The 22,852-nt window shown below is 71.7% G+C and carries 18 protein-coding genes; 10 read left to right on the top strand and 8 right to left on the bottom strand.

Features of this window, described 5'->3' with window-relative positions; genetic code table 11:
* Window positions 1-19: 19 nt before the first annotated feature.
* A complete protein-coding gene (locus ABGB12_RS10600; protein WP_347676474.1) occupies window positions 20-2,533 on the bottom strand; it encodes a carboxylate--amine ligase/circularly permuted type 2 ATP-grasp protein in 2,514 nt (837 codons plus the stop codon).
* 379 nt (window positions 2,534-2,912) lie between these two features.
* Here ABGB12_RS10600 and ABGB12_RS10595 point away from each other — a divergent pair, with 379 nt between their 5' ends.
* The 3 genes from ABGB12_RS10595 to ABGB12_RS10585 all read left to right on the top strand — a co-directional run bounded on the left by ABGB12_RS10595 (window position 2,913) and on the right by ABGB12_RS10585 (window position 6,150).
* Complete coding sequence (locus tag ABGB12_RS10595) at window positions 2,913-4,064, top strand: CoA transferase (protein WP_347676472.1); 1,152 nt, start codon at window positions 2,913-2,915, stop codon at window positions 4,062-4,064.
* 143 nt (window positions 4,065-4,207) lie between these two features.
* Window positions 4,208-4,711, top strand: a complete 504-nt coding sequence (locus ABGB12_RS10590) for a cupin domain-containing protein (RefSeq protein ID WP_347676470.1) — start codon at window positions 4,208-4,210, stop codon at window positions 4,709-4,711.
* Window positions 4,712-4,746: 35 nt separating this feature from the next.
* Window positions 4,747-6,150 carry an MFS transporter gene (locus ABGB12_RS10585; protein ID WP_347676468.1) on the top strand — a complete coding sequence of 468 codons (1,404 nt, stop codon included), beginning with the start codon at window positions 4,747-4,749 and terminating at the stop codon, window positions 6,148-6,150.
* 46 nt (window positions 6,151-6,196) lie between these two features.
* Here the strand turns inward: ABGB12_RS10585 and ABGB12_RS10580 are convergent, their stop codons facing one another.
* Together ABGB12_RS10580 and ABGB12_RS10575 are read right to left on the bottom strand one after the other, a co-directional pair.
* Window positions 6,197-7,561, bottom strand: coding sequence for a PLP-dependent aminotransferase family protein (locus tag ABGB12_RS10580; protein WP_347676466.1), 1,365 nt, complete (start codon window positions 7,559-7,561; stop codon window positions 6,197-6,199).
* 139 nt (window positions 7,562-7,700) lie between these two features.
* The gene (locus ABGB12_RS10575) at window positions 7,701-9,443 is read right to left on the bottom strand and encodes an amidohydrolase family protein (protein WP_347676464.1); all 1,743 of its coding nucleotides are present in this window, start codon (window positions 9,441-9,443) and stop codon (window positions 7,701-7,703) included.
* 161 nt (window positions 9,444-9,604) lie between these two features.
* Here ABGB12_RS10575 and ABGB12_RS10570 point away from each other — a divergent pair, with 161 nt between their 5' ends.
* From ABGB12_RS10570 to ABGB12_RS10550, 5 genes are all read left to right on the top strand, one after another.
* Window positions 9,605-10,612, top strand: a complete 1,008-nt coding sequence (locus tag ABGB12_RS10570; protein WP_347676462.1) for an OB-fold domain-containing protein — start codon at window positions 9,605-9,607, stop codon at window positions 10,610-10,612.
* Window positions 10,609-11,640, top strand: a complete 1,032-nt coding sequence (locus ABGB12_RS10565) for a lipid-transfer protein (RefSeq protein WP_347676460.1) — start codon at window positions 10,609-10,611, stop codon at window positions 11,638-11,640. The genes ABGB12_RS10570 and ABGB12_RS10565 overlap by 4 nt, the downstream gene beginning before the upstream one ends.
* Window positions 11,640-12,794, top strand: coding sequence for a thiolase domain-containing protein (locus tag ABGB12_RS10560; protein ID WP_347676458.1), 1,155 nt, complete (start codon window positions 11,640-11,642; stop codon window positions 12,792-12,794). The genes ABGB12_RS10565 and ABGB12_RS10560 overlap by 1 nt, the downstream gene beginning before the upstream one ends.
* Before the next feature lie 173 nt (window positions 12,795-12,967).
* Complete coding sequence (locus tag ABGB12_RS10555) at window positions 12,968-13,678, top strand: helix-turn-helix domain-containing protein (protein WP_347676456.1); 711 nt, start codon at window positions 12,968-12,970, stop codon at window positions 13,676-13,678.
* A gap of 84 nt (window positions 13,679-13,762) precedes the next feature.
* A complete protein-coding gene (locus ABGB12_RS10550; protein ID WP_347676454.1) occupies window positions 13,763-15,295 on the top strand; it encodes an AMP-binding protein in 1,533 nt (510 codons plus the stop codon).
* A gap of 4 nt (window positions 15,296-15,299) precedes the next feature.
* Here ABGB12_RS10550 and sigJ read toward each other — a convergent pair whose 3' ends face one another.
* Complete coding sequence (gene sigJ, locus ABGB12_RS10545) at window positions 15,300-16,187, bottom strand: RNA polymerase sigma factor SigJ (RefSeq protein ID WP_347676452.1); 888 nt, start codon at window positions 16,185-16,187, stop codon at window positions 15,300-15,302.
* A gap of 266 nt (window positions 16,188-16,453) precedes the next feature.
* Here sigJ and ABGB12_RS10540 point away from each other — a divergent pair, with 266 nt between their 5' ends.
* The gene (locus tag ABGB12_RS10540; protein WP_347676450.1) at window positions 16,454-17,911 is read left to right on the top strand and encodes an MFS transporter; all 1,458 of its coding nucleotides are present in this window, start codon (window positions 16,454-16,456) and stop codon (window positions 17,909-17,911) included.
* A 35-nt stretch (window positions 17,912-17,946) separates the two neighbouring features.
* Window positions 17,947-18,438, top strand: a complete 492-nt coding sequence (locus tag ABGB12_RS10535) for a carboxymuconolactone decarboxylase family protein (protein ID WP_347676448.1) — start codon at window positions 17,947-17,949, stop codon at window positions 18,436-18,438.
* A 69-nt stretch (window positions 18,439-18,507) separates the two neighbouring features.
* On the opposite strand, the gene ABGB12_RS10530 is transcribed toward ABGB12_RS10535, so the two are convergent.
* The 4 genes from ABGB12_RS10530 to ABGB12_RS10515 are packed head-to-tail and all read right to left on the bottom strand — an operon-like array spanning window position 18,508 to window position 22,794.
* Window positions 18,508-19,698 (bottom strand): acyl-CoA dehydrogenase family protein, encoded by a 1,191-nt coding sequence (locus ABGB12_RS10530; RefSeq protein WP_347676446.1) that lies wholly within the window; start codon window positions 19,696-19,698, stop codon window positions 18,508-18,510.
* 29 nt (window positions 19,699-19,727) lie between these two features.
* Complete coding sequence (locus ABGB12_RS10525; RefSeq protein ID WP_347676444.1) at window positions 19,728-20,702, bottom strand: acyl-CoA dehydrogenase family protein; 975 nt, start codon at window positions 20,700-20,702, stop codon at window positions 19,728-19,730.
* Window positions 20,693-21,883: an acyl-CoA dehydrogenase family protein gene (locus ABGB12_RS10520; RefSeq protein WP_347676442.1), complete on the bottom strand. Its 1,191-nt coding sequence runs from the start codon at window positions 21,881-21,883 to the stop codon at window positions 20,693-20,695. The genes ABGB12_RS10525 and ABGB12_RS10520 overlap by 10 nt, the downstream gene beginning before the upstream one ends.
* Before the next feature lie 59 nt (window positions 21,884-21,942).
* Entirely contained in the window at window positions 21,943-22,794 is an 852-nt protein-coding gene (locus ABGB12_RS10515) for an enoyl-CoA hydratase-related protein (protein WP_347676440.1), read from the bottom strand.
* Window positions 22,795-22,852 lie beyond the last annotated feature (58 nt).

Raw genomic sequence — 22,852 nt, 5'->3', positions numbered from 1 at the left:
CCTGAAGAAACCGGATGTCCTAGAGAAGCCAGGTGTCCTTGGAGCCGCCGCCGCGCGAGGAGTTCACGATCCGGCTGCCGTGGGCGGCGACCCGGGTGAGGGCCATCGGCACCACGTCGGGCTCGGCGCCCAGGCAGACGAACGCCCTGAGGTCGACCACCCGGGGCTCCAGGCGCCCGTCGGCGAAGGTCGGGTGGGTGGAGACCGCGACGGTCTCCTGGCCGATCCACTGGTCGGGCGCGGCGAGGATCTCGGCCCTGGCGGCCTCCAGCTCCTGCGGCGAGGCGTCGGGGCCGATGACGACACCCTGCCCGCCGTACCCGTCGACGGGTTTCACGACCAGTTCCGGCAGCCTGTCCAGCACCTGCTCCAGGTCGGCCGGCTCGCGGCACAGGTAGGTCGGCACGTTGTCGAGGACCGGATGCTCGCCCAGGTAGTAGGAGATCATCTGCGGGACGTAGGCGTAGATCGACTTGTCGTCGCCCAGCCCGTTGCCGGGCGCGTTGGCCAGCAGGACCGCCCCGGAGGCCACGAGGTCCCGCAGTGCGGGGACCGCCTCCCACAGGTCCTCCTCGTCGATCCGCCGGTAGAGCACCTTGATCCGCCGATCCCCGGTGAACAGCTCCCCGTCGCTGATCCGCAGGTCGCCGGGCTCCACGAGCGGGACGTCCAGCTCCCTGGCCAGCAGCCCGTGCTCGTAGTAGGCGGGATCGGACGGACCGGACGTGATCAGCGCCAGCTCCCGCGAGGCCTGGGTGAGGGCGCCGCGCAGGACGGACATGGCCCGCCGCGGCGCGGGCGTGGCCACCGCCCGGACGAGTTCGGGGACGACCCGGGCCGACAACCACCGGTTGGCCATCGCGTAACCGAGGCCGGACGGCACCCGCAGGTTGTCCTCGAGCACGAACCAGTGGCCCGCTCCGTCCCGGACCAGGTCGGTCCCGGAGACGGCGCACCGGATCGCGTCCCGGGGCACGAACCTTCCCTCCTCCCGGTATCCGGGAGCACCCGTGACCAGCTCCTTGGGGATCACCCCGTCCTCGACGATCCCACCGGGCCCGTAGGCGTCGTGCAGGAACCTCTCCAGCGCCCTGGCCCGCTGGCTGAGACCGGCCTGGAGGAACTCCCAGTCCTCACTGGCGACGATGCGCGGGATCAGGTCGACCGGGAAGAGCCGCCCTTCCTCGAAGTACATGCCGAGGTCCTGCTGCACCTCCTCCTTCTGGCGGTTCCGCTCGGCGAGCCCCTCGGCGCCGAGCCGGTCGAGCGCCGTCACGACGAGCCCGTACGGGCCCCGCGCGGTCCCGTCGAAGACGATCGCCTCGTCGGCCGAGGTGTCGTAGTCCCCCGTCATGGAGACGATCTGGGAGCAGCGGGCCTCGGGCCACCAGTCGGTGTTGGCCCTGGTCTCGGAGACCAGCTGGTCGACGACGGCCTCCAGCCCGCCCGTGGCGAAGGCGCTGCGCTGCCGGGCGGCCGAGGTGCCGCGCCGCAGTGAGCTCTCGGCCAGCTCGCAGGTCAGGTCCCAGTCCCCGGTGCTCTCCAGCGCCGGGCGCAGGGCGTCGAGCGTCTCCCGGACGACCTGGCGGGCGGGCTTGGCCCGGCCTTCGAGCGGGTCGACGAGCTCTCCCTCCAGCCCGGCCCGCGCCGCCCTCCAGGTGAGGGTGCGCACGAGTTCGGGGCGGGCGGTCGGCACCGGCGGGCGGCCCGCGGCGATGGCGTCCAGCTCGGTGACGACCAGGGCGCGGAACAGGCCGGCCAGCAGGGTAACGTCCTCCACCCGCGGGCACGCGTCGGGGATGCGCAGCTCCACGGTGGGCACGTGGTCGGAGGCCCTGACGTCGTAGTAGATCATTCCGGGGTCGGTGATGACGCCGGTCCCGATCAGCTGCGCGACGAGCGCGTCGTACTCCGCGGCGGAGCCCACCGCGGGCGCGGGCCCGGTGGTGGGCCAACGGTTCCACAGCAGTGTGCGGTAGCTGGCGTAGCCGGAGTCGGATCCGAGCCAGAACGGGGAGCTGGCCGACAGGGCCAGCAGGACGGGCATCCACGGGGAGACCCGGTGCCCGATCTGGACCGCCAGGTCGCGGTCCTCCACCTCCACGTGCACCTGGGCGCCGCAGATCAGCTGTTCGCGGGCGAGCAGCTGGTACTCCTCCAGCATGGTCTCGTAGCGGGGGTCCGGGGTGACCTTCAACGCGTCGATGTCCACGATGGGGACGGTTCCGGCGGCCACGACGCCCAGCCCGAAGGACTCGGCCTCGGAGACCACCGCGCGGCGCAGCGCCGCGAGGTCCTCCAGCAGGTCGGACAGGCGGACGAACGGTCTGCTGTTGGTCTCCACGACGGAGCGCTGGAGCTCGCCGGAGAAACGGTTCTCCGGCAGATTCTGCAGAAGACGATCGGCCCTGGGCACCAGTTTCCGGGTGGCGAGGTCGACGGTGTGGAATTCCTCTTCGACCCCGACCGCCACGGATTCGAGTTTCTCCAACATGATCCTCAGCCGGTAGACATTTTCGTCTACTATGCCCATATTGGCTATTTTTATTCGCGATAGTCGCGGAGATCACAATGCCGGGCCTCACGAGACCCTCCTCCGATCGCCCTCATCCCAGCAGGTCAGGACCCTCCCCCTTCGAGAGATCGCCGGAGTCCGACATAATCAAAGAATTAACGGGTAATTAACCCCACTTACCGAAACGGCGACCCCTCGGCGTGGTAAAGGTCACACGGCCGAAGATTCAAGGACCTTTCCCCTGGTGCCACGGGGAAGCATCTCCGCGAATTCCCGCCGTTCCGGCCATTGTCGAGAGAGGAGTCCCCGTCCCTGGGCGCCCCTGTTCGGGACCGGTCGCGCTCCCCTTCTCCCCGGGCCCATGGCAGGATCAAGGCCGGCTTCAGGAGGAACGAAGATGCTCACCGGACTGCGTGTGCTGGAGATCTCCAGCTTCGTCGCCGCCCCCCTCGGCGGCATGACCCTCGCCCAGCTCGGCGCCGAGGTCATCCGCGTCGACCCGCCCGGCGGCGCCGCCGACACCGGCCGCTGGCCCCTGCACGAGAACGGCACGTCCATCTACTGGGCGGGCCTGAACAAGGGCAAACGCTCCGTGACGATCGACCAGCGCGCCCCCGAGGGCCGCGAGCTGATCGCCAGGCTCGCCCGCCGGTCCGGCATCGTCCTGACCAACGCCCCCCGCCCCCGCTACGACGACCTGGCCGCCGAGATCCCCGGCCTCATCCACGTCCAGATCACCGGCCACGCCGACGGCCGCCCCGCCGTCGACTACACCGTGAACGCCGAGACGGGCTTCCCTCTCGTCACCGGCCCGGCGGACGCCACCGAGCCGATCAACCACGTGCTCCCCGCCTGGGACATCGCCTGCGGCCTGTACGCGGCCGTCGCCATCCTCGCGGCCGAACGCCACCGATCCCGCACGGGCGAGGGCAGCCGCATCCGCGTCCCCCTCTCCGACGTGGCCCTCGCCACCGCGGGCAACCTCGGCTTCCTGGGCGAGGCCGAGCTGAACGGCGTCGACCGCCCCCGGATCGGCAACCACCTCTACGGCAGCTTCGCCCGCGACTTCCAGACCAAAGACGGCCGCCTCATGCTGGTCACGTTGACCAACCGCCACTTCACCGACCTGGTGGCCCTCACCGGCACCTCCACCGAGGTGGCCGACCTGGAACGCCTCACCCGCGCCGACTTCACCACCGAGGGCGACCGCTACCGCCACCGCGAGTCCCTCGCCGCCCTCTTCGAACCCTGGTTCGCCGCCCGCACCCTCGCCGAGGCCACCGAGGCCCTGGCCGGAACCTCCGTCCTCTGGTCCCCCTACCGCACCTTCCGTGAGCTTCTCCAGCAGGACCACCCGCTCCTCCATGAGGTCGACCAGCCCGGCCTCGGCAAGCTCCGCGTCCCCGCCTCCCCCATCGACACCGGCGGCGCCGACCGCGGCGTCCGCACCGCCCCGGTCCTCGGCTCCGACACCGAGGCGGTGCTGGCGGACCTCGGCCTCGACGCGGCGGACCTCGCCGAGCTCCGCGCCTCCGGAGCACTCGGCTGAGACGAAAGGGCGGCGCACCGGATTGACCCACCAAAGAGGTACGGAAATGAACCATATGTGAGGTCATTCGAGTCTCTAGATTCTTCGTTGTCGGCAGGACGGAGCACGGCGGGAAACCGTCGTGACGGCAACTGGGAGTCGAGATGGACAACAAGGCACAGCAGGTTCAGGGGTCGGTTCTGGTGCGGGCGGAGCAGGCTTCGCTCGTCCAGGACGGGGCGACCAGCCTGATCACGCTGCTGGCGGACGCCGGTGCCACCGGAGGCGCGCTCACGGCCAACCGGGCGACGCTGGAGAAGGGGTCTCCGGGGGCGCCCGCGCACTTCCACACCAAGGCGAGCGAGATGTTCTTCGTCCTCGACGGTGCGATGCGGTTCCTGGTCGGAGAGGAGGTCGTGACCCTCGGCGAGGGCGATTTCCTGACGGTTCCTCCGAACGTCCCGCACGCCTTCGCGCCGGCGCCGGGCCGGGCGGCGGACATGCTGGTCGTCTTCACCCCCGGCATGGAGCGCTTCGACTACTACCGGCTTCTCGAGCGGGTCTACCGGGGCGAGGCCACCGTGCAGGACATCCGTGACAGCTCCGAGAAGTACGACAACCACTACTTCACCAGCGACGTCTGGCAGCAGGCGCTCGCCGAGCGCTGACCGCCCTCCCCGATCCTCACGAAAGCGGTCTCGTCATGTCCTCTGCCACATCGGCGGCGTTCTCCCGGCGTCCTGGTCTCACCCTCGGACTGCTCGCCTTCGCCCAACTGATCATCTCGATCGACTACAACATCGTCTACGTCGCGCTCCCGGACATCGGGGCGGGACTCGGGTTCTCCGCGCAGAACCTGCAGTGGGTGGTCAGCGCCTACGCGGTCGCCTTCGGCGGGTTCCTGCTGCTCGGCGGGCGGGCCTGCGATCTGGTCGGACCCCGCCGGATGTTCTCGGTCGGGCTCGCCCTGTACGCCGGGTCGTCGCTGCTCGGCGGGCTCGCCGCCGAGCCGGGGACGCTCGTCGCGGCCCGCGCGGTGCAGGGCATGGGCGGGGCGTTCCTCTTCCCGGCGACGCTCACCCTGGTGTCCAGCTGCTTCGCCGAGGGCAGGGAGCGCAACCGCGCGTTCGCGGTCTGGGGGACCGCCGGCGGCAGCGGCATGATCCTCGGATCCCTCCTGGGCGGCGTGCTGACCGAGGCGTTCGGATGGGAGTCGGTCTTCTTCGTCAACGTGCCGTTGGCAGGTGTCGCGGCGCTGCTGGCCTTCCGGCTGATCGCGCCGGACACGCCGCGCCCCGGTGCCCGGCGGTTCGACCTGACCGGCGCGGTCACCTCCACCGTCGGCATCACCGCCGCTGTGTTCACCCTCGTCCAGGGCCCCGAATCCGGCTGGGGATCGCCGGTCGTCCTCATCACCGCCGCGACGGGCGCCGCCCTGCTCGTCGTCTTCGTCGCGGTGGAGCGCCGCAGCGCCGATCCGCTGCTGCCGCTGCGGCTGTTCGGCAACCGGAACCTGGCCACCGGCACGCTCGTCACCTTCTTCTACATGGCGACATTCGGAACGCTGCTGTACTTCCTCACCGTCTACTTCCAGGAGGTGCGGGGGTACGACGCGCTGACCACAGGGCTGGCGTTCCTGGTGCCGATGGTCGCGATCGCGGTGGGCTCGCAGACCGCCGGACGCCTCGCCACCCGGTACGGGATACGCCCGATCATGATCGGGTCGCTGCTCGTGGGCGGCGCCGGCGCGGCGATCGTGGGAATGACCATGACGACGGACATCCCCTACGCCGCCCTCGTGCCCGGCCTGGTCGTGCTGGGCCTCGGGCAGGGCGCCGGATACACGCTGATGTTCGGCGCGGCCGCGATCGGGGTCGCGGCGCCTGATCAGGGGATCGCCTCGGGGATCGCCTCGACCAGCCAGCAGGTGGGCGGGGCGATCGGGCTCGCGATCCTGGTCGCCGTCGCCAACTCCACCGACGACGGGCCGAGGATCGCGGTCTACCTGGCCGCGGCCGGGATCGCGGCCACCGCGCTGGTCGCGCTGCGGCTGCGCGGGCCGGAACCCGCCGTCCCGGTCCGCACGCGGACCGCCGTACACGTCTAGCCCGAACCGAACACGATACCGCCTCCGCCGGGGGCGGTATCGCGTTTCAGGGTTCCGAGGGCGGCGGGAGAACGCGGAGCAAAGCCTCGAGGGCGGCGGTGTAGGCGTGGTCGGGCGGTGCCGCGTAGCCGATGACCAGGCCGTCGGTGTGCGGGGTGGAGGCGGCGGGATGCCGGAAGGCGGCCAGGCCGTCGAGGGCGATGCCCTCCCGGTTCGCGGCCTCGACGGTCGCCGCTTCGGTTCCGGGGGGCAACCGCAGGACGGCGTGCAGGCCGGCGGCGATGCCCGTCACCTCGAGGTGGGGGGCCTGCTCGGCCAGGCCGGCGACGAGGCGGTTGCGGCGCTCGCGGTAGCGGTGCCGCGTCCGGCGGATGTGCTTGTCGTAAGAGCCCGACTCGATCAGGTCGGCGAGGGTCAGCTGGTCCGGGACGCCGGTCCAGCCCTCGCGCAGGCCCTTCGCCGCGAGCACCGGGTCGACCAGTCGCTCTGGCAGCACCATCCAACCCAGGCGCACGGCGGGCGACAGGCTCTTGCTGACCGAGCCGAGGTACACCACGTGCTCCGGGTCGAGGCCCTGGACGGCGCCGACCGGCTCGCGGTCGTAGCGGAACTCGCCGTCATAGTCGTCCTCGATGACCAGGCCGCCGTGGGCACGGGCCCAGTCGACGGCCGCGGTCCGGCGGGAGGGGAGCAGCGGGCCTCCGGTCGGGAACTGGTGGGCCGGGGTGAGCAGCACCGCCCGCGGCCGCGGCGCCGCCGACGCCAGGTCCTCGACGCGGGTGCCGTCCCGGTCGATGCCGAGCGGCGTGGTGCGGACGCCCGCCGCCTCCAGCAGCCCGCGGTGGAAGGGCAGCCCGTAGGCCTCGACGGCGAGCGGGCCGCGCAGCACGTGCTCGCCGAACAGCAGCCGCAGCGCATGGGCGACCCCGGAGCACACGACGATCTGGTCGGGAGAGGTCCTGACCCCGCGTACCCGGGCGAGATATCCGGCGAGCGCTTCGCGCAGCTCGACGCGGCCCTGCGGATCGCCCGGACCGAAGGCCTCGTTCGGTGCCGCGGTGAGCGCGCGCCGGGCGCTGGCGAGCCAGGCGGTGCGCGGGAACGAGGAGGCATCGGGTTGCCCTTGCGCCAGGTTGTGCGCGGGGTCGGCCGGACGCCTCGGGGCCTTCTCGGGGATACGGGTGGTCCTGGTCGGCATGATCCGTTCTGCGACCCGGGTGCCTGATCCCTGCCGAGCGGTCAGCCAGCCCTCCGCGACCAGCTCGGCGTACGCGTCGGCCACGGTGTTGCGGGCCAATCCCAGGTCGACGGCGAGCGCCCGGTACGGCGGCAGCCTGGTGCCCGGCGCGAGGCGGCCATCGCGCACCGCCTCCCGCAACGCCTGTTTGAGCGCGCCCCTGTGGCTGCCCACTGCGGCCAACTCCAAGTGCAGGTCAGAGCCGTTTACCCGGCCGGAAGCAACCCGCGATTCTGCCATGTGAACGCCCCCTTCAACCGGTCTATTCTCCGCCTGGACCAGGGCGCGTGGCGAACGCGTCGACTTCGCCCGGTCAGCGGGCTCCCCGCACCAGGCGGCCTGGACGGGCGCCGGTGTCCTTGTCGTTCCTGCGGGTGACGACGCCGCTGACGACGGTGGCGGCGTAGCCTCGGGCGTCCTGGAGGAGGCGGCCGCCTCCTGCGGGCAGGTCGTGGACCATGCGCGGGACGTCCAGGAACAGGTTGTCGAAGTCGATGACGTTGAGGTCCGCCTTCTTGCCCTCGGCGATCTCGCCGCGGTCGGTGAGTCCGTAGAGGTGGGCGGTGTCGCGGGTCTGCTTGCGGATGAGGTACTCCAGCGGGAGCCTCTCGCCGCGCCGCCGGTCGCGGGCCCAGTGGGTGAGGAGGTAGGTGGGCATGGAGGCGTCGCAGACCATGGCGACGTGGGCTCCGCCGTCCGCCAGGCCTATGACGGCGGCGGGGTGGAGGAGCATCTCGCGGAGCGCCTCGTGGTCGTTGTCGCTGTAGCCGAAGATGGGGACCATCAGCATGGCGTGGCCGCCGTCCTCGAGCATGAGGTCGTAGAGCTTCGCCATGGGGTCGACGCCCTCGGCGGCGGCCAGCGCGGCCACCGAGCGGTCGGGGGCCGGCTCGTAGTCGGGGACGGAGCCCAGCGGGTAGATGCGGTCCGTCAGGAACTGCTGACCCAGGGCGATCATGTCGTTCATGTCGCCGGGGCGGGGGTCGCGGTCGGTCTCGGCGAGGATCTTCGCCCGGACCTCGGGACGGGCCAGCTCCGCCAGCAGCTCCTCGCCGCTGTGGCGGGCGGCCAGTTCCTCCCAGGTGGGGCGGAGCGTGAAGGCGTGCCGCCCGGTGAAGCCGACGATCATGCCGAAGGGTCGGCCGGCGACCTGCGGGTAGAGGCGGGCGCCCTCGGCGTACGCCGCCTTGGACTGCTCCAGCATCTCCTTCCACAGCTCCGGCGCCGCGTCGATCTGCAGCAGGGAGAAGCTCACCGGGAGGCCGGTCTCGGCGGACAGGCGCTTCATCCAGTCCATCTCGCGGTGCGGGGCGATGATGTCCTCGCCGGTGGCGCCCAGCGGGGCCAGCTCGAAGACGGCTCGGCCGCCGGCGGCGGCGGCGCGGCCGAGCGCGAAGAGCTCGTCCTCGGTGGCGAAGGTGCCTGGCACGGGCGTGCCGTCGATGGCGCGGTGGCTGAGGGTGCGTGAGGTGGAGAAGCCGAGCGCGCCCGCGCGGACCGCCTCCTCCACCAGCGCCGCCATCGCCTCGATGTCCTCGGGGGCGGCCTCCTCGTTGCGCGCGCCCCGCTCGCCCATGACGTAGGCGCGCAGCGGGCCGTGCGCGATCTGGACGGCGAAGTCGAGGGCCAGGCACCTCCCGTCGATCGCGTCGAGGTACTCGGGGAAGCTCTCCCACTTCCACTCGATGCCCTCGGCGAGCGCGGAGCCGGGGATGTCCTCCACGCCCTCCATCAGCTCGATCAGCCACTCCTCGCCGCCGGGCCGCACGGGCGCGAACCCGACCCCGCAGTTGCCGGACACGACCGTGGTCACCCCGTGCGAGGCGGACGGGTCGAGCGCGGTGTCCCAGGTGACCTGGCCGTCGTAGTGGGAATGGATGTCGACGAAACCGGGGGTGACGATCATCCCCTCGGCTTCGACCGTCTCGGCGGCCGGTCCGGCGAGCCTCCCGGCCACGGCGACGATGACGCCGTCCTTGATCCCGATGTCGGCGCGACGGGCGGGGGCACCGGTCCCGTCGATCACCATGCCGCCGACGATGGCCAAGTCGTACATCTCGTCTCCTCCGGGGGGACCGGGCTCGATCGCATCTTCGATCTCCGCGAACCCTACGCGCCGAAAGATCTGCGGCTCAAGGTCGAACTCGACCTCGAACAGGAATGCAATAATGTATATGATATTTTATTCGGGAACCACTCTTCCCCGAGGAGCAGGTCATGCCCCAGTCCGGCACCGGCCTCCCGCCGATGCGCACCACGCTCGAGTACCCCTACACCCGGACGACGGGCCCCGTCATGGGCGGCTTCCTCACCGGCGTCAGGGACGGACTCCTGCTCGGCGGCAGGATCGGCGAGCGGGTCCTCTGCCCGCCCCTGGAATACGACCCCGACACCGGGATGCCCGCCGATCTCGACCCGGTGGAGGTCGGCCCCGGCGGGGCCGTCTCCTCCTGGACGTGGGTGCGCGAACCGACCGAGGCACACCCCTTCCAGCACCCCTTCGCCTTCGCCTTGGTCGTCCCGGACGGAGCGACGAGCGGCTTCCTTCACGCCGTGGACGCCGGAAGCCCCGAGCGGATGTCCACCGGCATGCGGGTGACCGCGCGCTTCCGTGAACAGAGGAGCGGGACCGTCACCGACTTCTGGTTCGTGCCCGAGGAGGACGGCGTTCGGCCCGCCCCGCCCGTCGAGGGAGGAGACCCCGTCACCCTGACCGAGCTGCCCATCTCCCTCACCTACGTCGAGCCCTACCATCCCCACCGGGTGCGTTTCCTGAACGGCCTGCTCGAAGGCGTCATCACCGGCCAGCGCTCCCCCGTCACCGGCAAGGTCCACGTACCGGGGCGCGGCTACGACCACCTCGAACGCACCCTCATGACCGAGGAGCACGACGTCGCCGTCGCCGACCGCGGCACCGTCAGCTCGTTCACCGAGATCACCCCGGTGCGGTACCACGGACAGAAGGAGACCGAGCCCTACATCAGGGCGTCGATCCTGCTCGACGGCAGCGACTCCCCCATCACCGGCGTGGACATCCGCACCATCCCCCTCTCGGAGTTCCGGGTCGGGCTGCGGCTTCAAGCCGTCTGGAAGCCCGCGGCCGAACGCGACATCGGCGCTTTCGACAACCGCTCGACGGGCGGCTGGGAGGGCGTGATCGAACGCTGGGAGCCCACCGGAGAACCCGACGCAGACACCCGCGCACTCGAGGAGCACGCGTTTTGAGCCCGAACTTCCGGCCGGTCGCCGTGGTCGCGACCTCGCTGACCCCGGTCCACGAATCCTTCGAGGGACCCGAGGCCGCCCTGGTGATGACCTGCGTCAACGAACTCCTGGAGACCACCGGCCTGCGGCGGGAGGAGATCGGGTTCACCATCGCGGGGAGCTGCGACTACCTGGGCGGCACGCCGTTCTCGTTCGTCATGAACCTCGAAGGCGTCGGAGCCTGGCCTCCGGTCTACGAGAGCCACTTGGAGATGGACGGGGCGTGGGCCCTGTTCGAGGCGTGGCTGCGCCTGCAGTGCGGGGACGTCGACACCGCGCTGGTCGTCGGCTCCGGACGGGCGTCGGCGGGCCGCACCCGTGAGGTCTTCGCCCTGCAGACCGACCCCTACACGATGGCTCCGCTCGGCGCCGACCCCGTGTCCCTCGCGGGGCTCCAGGCCCGGGCGCTGCTGGACTCCGGGAAGGCCACCGAGGCCGACTTCGCCGCGTCCGCCGCCCGCGCCCTGCCCGGGACGTCCGCAGCGGCCCTGCTGAAGGCCGACTACTGGTGCGACCCGCTGCGCGCCCACGACATCGCGGCTCCGGGGGACGGAGCCGCCGCGCTCATCCTCGTCGCCGGGGACAGGGTCCGGGAGCTGCCGGGAACACCGGTCTGGATCACCGGCATGGACCACCGGATCGAGTCCCACCACCTGGGCCTGCGGGACCTCACCGCCTCCCCGTCCACCGAACTGGCGGCCAAGGGCGCGGGCGCCCACGACGGCCCGATCGACGTCGCCGAGCTGATGGTCGTGCACAGCCCCGAGGAGACGATCCTGCGCGCCGCGCTCGGGCTGGACGAGACGACGTCCGTCAACCCCTCCGGTGGACCGCTCGCCGGCAACCCCGTCATGGCCACCGGCCTGGCCCGGGTCGTGGAGGTGGCGCGGCGCATCGCCGCCGGAGAGGCCCGGCGGGGGCTGGCGCACGCCTCCAGCGGGCCGTGCCTCCAGCAGAACCTCGTCGCCGTCCTGGAAGGAGACCGCTGATGGCCCGTCCCTGCGCCGTGGTCGGCATCGGCCAGACCGACTACCGGCGGCGTCTGGAGGTGAGCCTGGAGGGTCTGGTGCGCTGGGCCGCTCTGGAAGCCCTCTCCGACGCCGGGCTGACCTTCGCCGACATCGACGCCATCGTCATCGGCAAGGCGCCCGACCTGCTCGAAGGCGTCATGATGCCGGAGCTGTCGCTGGCCGACGCGCTGGGCGCGGTCGGCAAGCCGATCCACCGGGTCCACACCGCCGGCTCGGTCGGCGCGGCCACCGCCATCAGCGGCGTGACGATGGTCGAGTCCGGACGCTACGACCGGGTCCTGGTCGTCTGCTACGAGAAGCAGTCCGAGGGCAACGCCACCTGGGCGCTGTCGGGCGGCAAGTCCGGCGGGCAGGGCGCGGGCGGCACCTTCGCGCCGTGGATCCGCAGTTACATCAGGCGCTCCGGGGCTCCTGAGCACATCGGCTGGCAGGTGGCGGTCAAGGACCGGAAGAACGCGCTGCGCAACCCGCACGCTCACCTGCGCATCCCCGACATCTCCGTGGAGAAGGTCAAGCAGTCGCCGATGCTCTGGGAGCCGCTGCACTTCCTGGAGTCCTGCCCGTCCTCCGATGGCGCGGCGGCCGTCGTGCTCGCCTCGGAGGATCTGGCGCGCAAGGGCCCCGCCGAGCCCGCCTGGGTGATCGCGCACGCCAAGCGCAGCGAGTACGCCTCCTTCCCCGGCAGGGACCCGGTGCGTCCCCGGGCCGGGGTGGAGTGCGCCGAGGCGCTCTACCGCCGGGCAGGCGTCACCGACCCGCTCCGGCAGATCGACTGCGCCGAGCTGTACGTGCCGTTCTCCTGGTACGAGCCGATGTGGCTGGAAGGGCATCTGCTGGCCGCCCCCGGAGAGGGATGGAAGCTGACCGACAGCGGGGCGACGGAACTGGGCGGCTCTTTCCCGGTCAACCCCTCCGGCGGGGTGCTCTCGTCCAATCCGATCGGGGCGTCGGGGCTGGTGCGCTGCCTGGAGGCGGCCCGCCAGGTGCGCGGAACCGCCGGGGAGCACCAGGTGGAGGGCGCGAAGGTGGCCCTGGGCCACGCCTACGGGGGCGCGGCCCAGTACTTCGCGATGTGGCTTGTGAGCTCGGAACTCCAGCCCGGGTTCGGGTGAGACGTCCGGGGCCGGGAAACGCGCCGCCCGGCCCCGGGCCCTTGACCGGACCGCTCCCGGATGCAATTTTTAAACTACCTTCCAAAAACTCCGGGAAGAAGGTGACCGGCCCGTGGGATCCTTTCCTGAGAAGGCGCGGCGGTACCGGACACCGCGCCGCCGTCAGGAGCGTCGTGAGCGAGAGCAACAACCCCCCGGCGAGGACCGCCCGCGCGGGCAGGGGCCCCGGCCGCCCGCCGAAGATCGACCGCGCGGCGATCGCCCGCGCGGCGGGCGAGATCCCGCTGAGCGACCTCACCCTGCGGCGGGTCGCCGAGCGGCTCGGGGTGAGCGTGCCCAGCCTCTACCACTACGTGCGGGGACGGGACGACCTGCTGCGACTGGCGGCCGAGCAGTCGGTGACCCGGCTGACCCTGCCCGTGGACGGCGGCCAGCACTGGGCCGTCTGGTTCCAGGAATGGGCCCTGTACATCAAGGAGGCGTTCGTCCGCGACCCCGGCCTGTTCGCCCAGTACGTCAACGGGGCGATCGGCTTCGAGGTGATGGCCGAGCCGGTGAACACCGCGCTCGGCGTGTGCCTCCGGCAGGGCTTCACGCCCGGCGAGGCGCAGCGGGCCTACGACCTGGTCTCGGAGTGCGCCCTGGGCGCGGCGATCACCTGGCTGCGCGAACGGGACCTGCCGTTCGAGCCGGAGCTGCGCCGGGTCGTGGCGCGCGGCGACCGGGACCTCCCTCACCTGGAGCTGCTCGCGGCCACCCCCGGCGCGCTGGAGCCGATGCCCTTCACCGAGCAGATCCACACCGTCCTGGCCGGCATCGCGGTGCGCCGCGGCGAGGACTGGGCCGAGATCTCGGTCCTTCTGGCGGCGGCCTCGAACGACTGACGCGTCGCGGTCCCCCGGCCCGGGCCCTCCCGTGCCGGCTCGGCACACCCCGCCGAGTCCTCCCCCTCTCCCCAGGGACCGCCGATGAACGCACCCCTTCCCGATCCGTCCACCCCGGGGCCGCACGCGGCCGGAGCGCCTCTCGGTGCGCTCTTCGAGGCCGTCCTGGACACCGAACCCCACCTGCCCTCGCTCGTCCAGGACGGCGACGTGCTCACCTACGGCGGCTGGTGGCGGGAGTCCGCGGCCGCCGCGAGCCTGCTGACCGAACGGGGCGTGCGGCCCTCGGACATCGTGACGCTGCTGCTGCCCTCCGGCCGGGCGTTCGCCGTCTGGTACCTGGCGGTGCTACGGCTGGGCGCGGTCGTCTCGGCCGTCAACCCCCGCCTCGGCCCCACCGAGGTCGCGCACATCCTGGGCCGGTCCCGGCCCGTCCTGACCGTCACCGACACTCCCGGACGCGTCCCGGCCGGCGTCGTGGTGGACGTCCGCGAGTCCCTCCCCCGGGACACGCCCTCGCTCGCCGGGGCGTTCACCGCCGGGACCGGCGACCCCGCCGTGATCGTCTGGACGACCGGCACCACGGGGCTGCCCAAGGGCGCCTGGTTCGACCACGGCGCCCTGCGGTTCATCGGCGGCAACCTCGGCCCGCTGAGCGCTCCCTACGACCGTAAGCTCATGCCGGTGCCGTTCGCGCACTCCGGTTACGTCACCCGCGTCTACGAGCAGGTCGCGCACCGCTCCGCGCTGGTCCTCACCCCGCCCGTCTGGAGCGCGGAGCACATGCTGGAGGTACTCGAACGGGAACGGGTGACGCTCGGCCAGGGCGTGCCGACCCAATGGGAGAAACTCGTCATGCTGGACGAGCTCGACAAGGCGGACTTGTCGTCGCTGCGCCTGATCGCGACCGGGGCGAGCCGGGTGCCGCCCGCCCTCGTCACGCGGCTGCGCGAGCGGATCGGCTGCCAGGTCGTCGTCAGGTACGCCAGCACCGAGGTCCCCCTGGCGTTCGGCACCAGCGTGGACGACCCCGCCGAAGTCGTCGCGGCCACCGTGGGCCGCCCCCTGGGCGGCGCGGAGGTGCAGATCCGCTCCCCGCTCGGCGAGGCGCTGCCCGCCGGAGCCGTCGGCCGGGTCCACCTGCGCTCGCGGGCGGCGATGCGCGGCTACTGGGACGACCCCGAACGCACCGCCGAGACGATCGGACCGGACGGCTGGCTCGCCTCCAGTGACCTGGGTTCCCTGGACGCCGAAGGCAATCTGACGATCGTGGGCCGCACCGACGACGCCTACCTGCGCGGTGGTTACAACGTCCACCCCTCCGAGGTCGAAGCGGCGCTGGCCGCTCATCCGGAGGTCGCCCGCGTGGCCGTCGTCGGCACCCCCGCCCCCGTCATCGGCGAGGTCGGCGTCGCCTTCGTCGTACTCCGGAAACCCGAAGCGGTCACGGCCGAGGACCTGAGGTCCTGGTGCCGTGACCGCATCGCCGACTACAAGGTGCCCGACGAGGTGGTGTTCGTCGGGGACCTGCCGGTGAACGCCACCTTCAAGGTGGATGTCACCCGGCTGCGCGAAGAGGCGGCCCGGATCGTGAGCGGCGTTCCCCGGCGGACGTGAGCGGTCAGGGCGACAGGTCCGCAAGGTCGAGGCGGGCCAGCCGTTCGGGGTCGGACAGGATGTCGATCGCGGTGATCCGCTCGCCGGCGACGGTGAAGCTCATGATCGAGAAGAGTTCGCCATCGATGGTGTTGACCAGCCCTGCCGTCCCGTTGACCAGCGCGGGCCGGACGGTCGAGAGCGTCGCCATGCGCTGGAAGGTGGCGGCCTGCCCGGCCACCGCCTCGACGCCGCGCAGGACCTTCATGCCGCCGGGCAGCGCCTTTCCGCCGTCGGCGCGCAGCACCACGTCGGGGTCGAGGACCGCCACCAACGCAGCGAAGTCGCCGCCGCGCGCCGCGGCGAGGAAGGCGTCGACGACGCGCCGCTGCGCGACCGGATCCGGCTCCGGCTCGGGGGCCTCGCCCCGCACCCGCCGCCGGGCCCGGCTGGCGAGCTTCCTCGCCGCGGCCGGGGTTCGGTCGACGATCGGCGCGATCTCCTCGAACGACATGCCGAACATGTCGTGCAGGACGAAGGCGAGCCGCTCCGCCGGGTTCAACGCCTCCAGCACCACCAGCAGCGCGAGACCCACCGAGTCGGCGATCAGCGCCTGCCGCTCGGGATCGGAGCCCTCCTCCACGACGATCGGGTCCGGCAGGCGGGACTCCAGCGGTTCCTCGCCCCGCGACCGGCGGGAGCGCAACATGTCCAGGCAGACCCGCCCGACGACCGTCGTCAGCCAGCCGCCGAGGTTGTCGATCTCATCGGCCTCCGAGCGCGCGAGCCTCAGCCACGCCTCCTGAACCACGTCGTCGGCCTCGGCCAGAGAGCCGAGCATCCGGTAGGCCACCGCCTTCAAACGCGTGCGGTGTTCTTCGAACCGCCGGGCCAGGAAATCACGTTCGTCCATGATCAATCCTTTGGTAGGTCTCCACACCCATGACGAACGGAACTCCCGCGATGTGACCCACGGATCCGGTCACACTCCTCGAAATCCATGCGTCATGCCTCCGAACACATCGACCGAACGATGATCGGAGCAGCAGACGATGAAAGAGAACGACGTCCCATTCGGCTACACCCGCCGCCGCTTCTCCTTCAACTGGTCGTATCCCGAGCACGACCGGCTGGCCGCCTCCGTCCACCGCGCCGCCACGGACGCCTGAGGAGGCCCGGATGACCTCGCACACCCGAAGCGGCGAGAAAAGCGGCCTGGCGCTGCTGGTCATCGCCGCCGCGCAACTGCTGCTCGTCATGGACGGCACCATCGTGACCGTCGGGCTGCCCGTCATAGGTTCCAGCCTGGGCATCGCCGAAGCCGACCTGGACTGGGTGCTCACCTCCTACGCGCTGGCGTTCGGCGGGATGCTGCTGGCCGGGGGCCGCGTCGGCGACGTGTTCGGCCGCCGCAGGCTGTTCCGGATCGGGCTGGTGGTGTTCCTGCTCGCCTCCCTGCTGGGCGGCGCGGCGCAGAACGGCGGCATGCTGATCGCCGCGCGTGTGCTCCAGGGCGTGGGCGGCGCGATCGTCGCCCCTGCCGCGCTGTCCCTGCTCGCCGACACCTTCCCCGCCGGGCCCGCCCGCAACAAGGCGCTCGGCGTGTACGGCGCGATGGGCGGTCTCGGCTCGGTCGTCGGCCTGCTCCTGGGCGGCGCGCTCACCGAGTACCTGGGCTGGCGGTGGATCATGTTCGTCAACATCCCCTTCGCCCTTCTGGCGCTCGCGGGCACGCTCGTCCTCGTCCCCGGTACCCGCAGACGCGGCGGCGTCGACCTGCCCGGCGCGGTCACCGTCACCCTCGCCCTCGGCTCCCTGGTCTACGCGATCAACCGGGCCGGGTCCGACGGGCTCGGCGACGGCCTCACCCTCGCCTTCGGCGCGGCCGCTCTCGTGCTGGCCGCCGTCTTCGCCGCCATCCAGCGCGGCGTCAGCGACCCGATGTTGCCGACCGGCGTCCTGGCCGACCGCGGCAGGCTCGGCGCCAACCTGGTCATGCTGCTCATGGGCGCGGGCCAGCTGGCCACCTTCTACTTCCTCACCCTCTACATGCAGTCGGTCGAGCACTACTCACCCATGATCACGGGCCTGGCGTACCTGCCGTTCGCGATCGGCATCGGTCTCGGCTCCGGACTGGCCGGTCCCGCCCTGCAGGCCCGCACCTCCTCCCGGAACGTCCTCGCGACCGGCATGGCGGTGGCCGCGGCGGCGATGGTCTGGTTCAGCCTGCTCACCCCCGACCAGAACGCCCTGTTCGCCCTGCTCCCGGCCCAGCTGGTCGCGGGCGTCGGCCTGGGCATCGGCTTCGTCGCGGCGACGATCGGCGGCGTGCAGGGAGTCGCTCCCGAGGACTCGGGCGTCGCCTCCGGGCTCATCAACACCAGCCAGCAGATCGGCGGCGCGCTGGGCCTGGCGGCCCTGGCCACCGTCGCCGCCACCACCACCGCCGGCCGACCCGCGGGCACGGCGCTGCGGGACGCCCTCACCAGCGGCTACACCACCGGCCTGCTCGGCGCCGCCGCGTTCTACCTGGCCGCGCTCCTTGCCGCGTTCCTCCTCACGGACGCCGGTCAAGCGCCCGTGAATCGCTCGCGGGAAGCGGTCACATCCGTCCCGCACGACCCGTCATACCAGTGAAACGCCATCCGGAACCACGAAAGGAAGACCTCACCATGACCGCTCAGAAGACCCTTCAGTCCCGGCTGCCCAACCCCGCCGTGCTCGTCCCCGAACTGGGGGAGGTCGCCGGAGCCCTGTTCAAGGCCACCGGGAACGGCTCGATCCCGCAGACCACCATCAGCCTGGTGCAGCTGCGCGCCGGGCAGATCGCCGCGAGCACCTACCTGACCGTCCTGCACACCGGCAACCTGCGCAAGGCCGGAGAGACCGAGGAGCGCATCACCGCCGTGGCGTCCTGGCGTGACGCGCCGTACTTCACCGGCGCCGAGCGGGCCGCTCTGACCCTGGTGGAGGCCGTCCTCACCCCCGCCCCGCACGGCGAACGCGTCCCCGACGAGCTGTACGCCCAGGCGTCCGAGCACTACGACGACAAGGCACTCGCCACGCTCATCATGGCGATCGGCCAGATCTGCTTCTTCCTCCCCCTCGCCCTCATCGGCAAGCCGCTCCCGGGCGTGGCCCCCGCCGAGCAGTGGAGGAACTGATCCCCGACCGCCTCTTCCGCGCGACCCCCGCCTTCCGCAGGCCGGGGGTCGCCTCGTCGGTTCGGGATGTCAGATCCGGTAGTCCTCCAGGAGGCGGCGGCCGATGATCATCTTTTGGATGTCGGCGGTGCCCTCGCCGATCAGGAGCATCGGAGCCTCACGGTAGAGGCGTTCGATCTCGGTCTCCTTGGAGTAGCCGTAGCCGCCGTGGATGCGGAAGGAGTCCTCGACGACCTCCTTGCAGTACTCCCCGGCCAGGTATTTGGCCATGCCGGCCTCGAGGTCGTTGCGTTCGCCGGAGTCCTTGCGGCGGGCGGCCATGACCATCATCTGGTGGGCGGCCTCGACCTTGGTGGCCATCTCGGCAAGGCGGAACTGGACGGCCTGGTGCTGGGCGATGGGCTTGCCGAACGTCTCGCGCTGCTGGGCGTAGGCGATGGCGAGTTCGAAGGCGCGGCGGGCCATACCGCAGGAGCGGGCGGCGACGTTGACGCGGCCGACCTCGACGCCGTCCATCATCTGGGCGAAGCCCCTGCCGGGGACGCCGCCCAGCACGTGCTCGGCGCCGATGCGGAAGCCGTCGAAGAGCATCTCGGTGGTGTCGACGCCCTTGTAGCCCATCTTCTCGATCTTGCCGGGGATCGTCAGTCCGGGGGCGACCTCGCCGAAGCCGGGGGTCTTCTCGATGAGGAACGTCGTCATGTTCTTGTAGACCGAGTCCGAGCCCTCGTCGGTGACGCACAGCACCGCGACCAGGCTGGACGTGCCGCCGTTGGTCAACCAGTACTTCTGGCCGTTGACGACGTAGTCATCGCCGTCGCGGATCGCCTTGGTCTTGATCGCCGAGACGTCCGAGCCGCAGTCCGGCTCCGACATCGAGAACGCGCCCCGCAGCTCACCGGCGGCCATGCGCGGCAGCAGGTTCGCCTTCTGCTCCTCGGTGCCGTGCTTCATCACCATGTGAGCGACGATGAAGTGGGTGTTGATGACGCCCGAGACGCTCATCCAGCCGCGGGCCAGCTCCTCGACCGCCAAGGCGTACGTCAGGAGGGACTCGCCCAGCCCCCCGTACTCCTCTGGGATCATCAACCCGAACACCCCGAGCTTCTTGAGCCCCTCGACGATCTCCGCCGGGTAGGTGTCGCCGTGCTCCAGCTCGGTCGCGACGGGCAGGATCTCCTTCTCGGCGAACTCCGCCACCGCGGCGAGGATCTCCTGCTGGACCTCGGTGAGGCCCTCGGTGCGTGCCAGACGTTTCATGCACTCCTCCTAAGGATGGGGCCAGCGTCTCAGAAGGCCGCGGCGAGGAGTTCGGCGTGGTCCCCCGCAGTGCCGAAGACCGTCTCCTGGACCCAGGCGCGCTTGAGGTAGAGGTGGGCGAGGACCTCCCAGGTGAAGCCCATGCCGCCGTGCACCTGGACGCCGGTGCGGCCGCTGCCCGCCGCCGCCTCGTCGGCCAGCAGCTTGGCGGTCGAGGCGGCCTCCCCGAGATCGCCGGCCTGGGGGTCGTCGGCCACCAGCGCCGCCACGAGCACGGCGGCACGGGCCAGGTCGGTCCTGACGAGGGACTCGGCGAGCAGGTGCTTGACCGCCTGGAAGGAACCGATCACCCGGTCGAACTGCACGCGCTCCTTGGCGTACCGGACGGCCAGGTCGAGCGCGCCCTGGGCGACGCCGACCTGGAGGGAGGCGGTGAGCACCGCGCCCAGCGAGCGCCAGCGGGCCGCGTCCTCGGCGGTGCCGATACGCTCGCCGTCCTGCGGTCGGACGGACACCCGCGCGACGGGTGTGAGCGGGTCCAGCGGCAGCGCGGCGAGCTCGTCCTGCGGAACCGGCAGCAGGAACAGGCCGTCGTCGTCGATGGCCACCAGATGGGTGGCGGCCTGAGGGTGTTCGATCACGTACGCGGTGCCTTCTCCCAAGGCGGCACCGGTGTCGAGCAGCGTGACGGCGGCGTCTCCCTCGGCGGCCCCGGGCACCGGCCCGGCGGCCAGGAGGGTGCCGGTCAGCGGTCCGGGCACCAGGGCGCGGCCGAGCTCCTCGAAGAGGATGACGGCGTCGGCCAGGCCCAGGCCCATGCCGCCCCGCTCCTCGGGCAGTGTCACCGAGAAGACGCCCATCTCGGCCAGGGCCTTCCACGCCTGACGGTCGAAGGGAACCCCGTCGGAGGCGGCGCGCAGCCGCTCGGGGCTCCAGGCGTCGGCCAGATACTCCCGCAGCGCCGCCCGCAGGTCCTTCTGGTCGGTGTTGAGCGTCAGGTCCACCGGGGCTCCTTGGGCAGGCCGAGCACCCGCTCGGCGAGGATGTTCTTCTGGATCTGGGAGGTGCCCGCCGCGATGGTGAAGGACAGGGTGTTGACGCGGTCCTCCACCATGTGGGCGCCCGGCAGGCCGCTCATCGCCAGCGCGGCCCGGCCCAGCACGTGCGAGGCCAGATCGCCGATGCGCTGGCGGCTCTCGGTGAACTTCAGTTTGAACACCGACGCGCCCTGGACGGGGATCATGCCGGCCTGGGCTTCGGAGACGTTCTTGCGGATCAGCGACCACAGCCCGCCGACCTCGGCGGCCAGCCTTCCGACGTCGCGGCGCAGCGCGGCGTCGTCCCACAGGGTGCCGCCGCCGGGTGCGGGCGTCTTCCTGGCGATGGCGACGGTCTCCTCCAGCAGGTTGCGGGACTCGATCACATCCGAGATGAAGGCGGTGCCGCGCTCGAAGGAGAAGGTGACCATGGCGACCCGCCAGCCGTCGTTCTCCGCGCCGACCCGGTTGGCGACGGGCACGCGCACGTCGTCCAGGATCAGCTCGCTGAACTCGCTGCTGCCCACCACGGTGCGCAGCGGCCGGACCTGCACGCCGGGGGTGTCCATCGGCAGGATCAGCCAGGTGATGCCCTTGTGCTTGGGGGCGTCCGGGTCGGTGCGGACGAGGAGTTCGCAGTGGTCGGCGACCTCGGCGTGCGATGTCCACACCTTGCGGCCGTTGACGACATAGTGGTCGCCGTCGCGGACGGCCGTCGTGCGCAGGGACGCCAGGTCCGAGCCCGCGTCGGGCTCGGAGAAGCCCTGGCACCACACCTCCTCTCCGCGCAGGATGCGCGGCAGGTGCCGGGCGCGCTGCTCCTCCGTGCCCTCCACGATCAGGGTGGGGCCCGCGTGCAGGAGGCCGACGAAGTTCGCCCCGACATAAGGGGCGCGGGCCCGGGCCGTCTCCTCCAGGAAGATCAGCTGCTCGGTGGGGCTGGCGCCGAGGCCGCCGTGTTCGGCGGGCCAGTCCACGCCCGCGTATCCGGCGTCGAACAGCGTCTTCTGCCAGGCGGTGTCATAGACGCGGCGAGCGGGCCAGTCGTCGCGGTCGGGCTTGCCGGGGAGGGCGGGCAGGACGTCGGCCAGCCAGGACCGCAGACGGTCCCGGAAGGCGACCTCCGAGGGGGTCAGACGCAGATCCAAGAGGAGCTCCTGTGCAGGGGCATGCGCGATGCCGACAATCTATTGAGGGGCGGAGACCGTCACCAGCCGCGGAACCGGGGGGAGCGGCGCTCCAGGAAGGCGCGCAGGCCCTCCTGCCCGTCCTCGCTGGTCATGTTGATCTCGGCGGCCATGGCCTCCTCGGCCAGGACTGTGGCGCGGTCGCCGTCCAGCGCCCGGTTGATCAGGCGTTTGCCCAGGCCGAGCGCGACGGTGGGCCCGGCCGCGAGACGGGACGCCCACGCCGCGGCGGTCTCGGCCAGCTCGCCGGCGGGGACGACACGATTGACCAGGCCGATGCGCTCGGCGTCGGCGGCGGGCAGGTCGTCGCCGAAGAAGACGAGTTCCTTGGCGCGCTGCGGGCCGACGAGCCGGGTGAGGAGGTAGGCCCCTCCCCCGTCGACGACCAGGCCGCGCCGCACGAAGACCTCGATGAACTTGGCGTTGTCGGCGGCCAGCACCAGGTCGCAGGCGTAGGCGAGATGGCAGCCGATGCCGGCCGCCGTGCCGTTCACCGCCGCGATGACGGGCTTCTCGCAGTCGAGGACCGCCGAGACCAGCCGCTGCGCGCCGCCCGCGACGGCCCTCGCCACCGAACCGGCCGGACGGTCGGGCAGGTCCGGCGGCGGGGGCTCGGCGGGCGCGACCGAGGCGGCGAGGTCGGCTCCGGTGCAGAAGTGGCGGCTCCCCGCGCCGGTGAGCACGACCGCCCGTACCCGGGGGTCCGCGCTCGCCCCGGCCAGCCGGGCGATGAGCTCCTCGCGTTGGGACCCGGTGATGGCGTTGCCCGCGCGGGGCCGGTTGAGCGTCAGCTTCGCGACGCCGTCCTCTCCGGCCTCCCACAGGAGTTCGGGTTCCGGTGGTCCTTCGGCCTGTGCCGCCTGCGTCGCCATGGGGTGCCGCCTTCCCTGGGTAGGTAAGTATAAATTATATAAAACATCATCGATCCGG

The sequence above is a fragment of the Actinocorallia sp. B10E7 genome, from assembly GCF_039871655.1.
GTDB lineage: Bacteria > Actinomycetota > Actinomycetes > Streptosporangiales > Streptosporangiaceae > Actinocorallia.
This window is presented reverse-complemented; position numbering and strand designations above follow the sequence as displayed.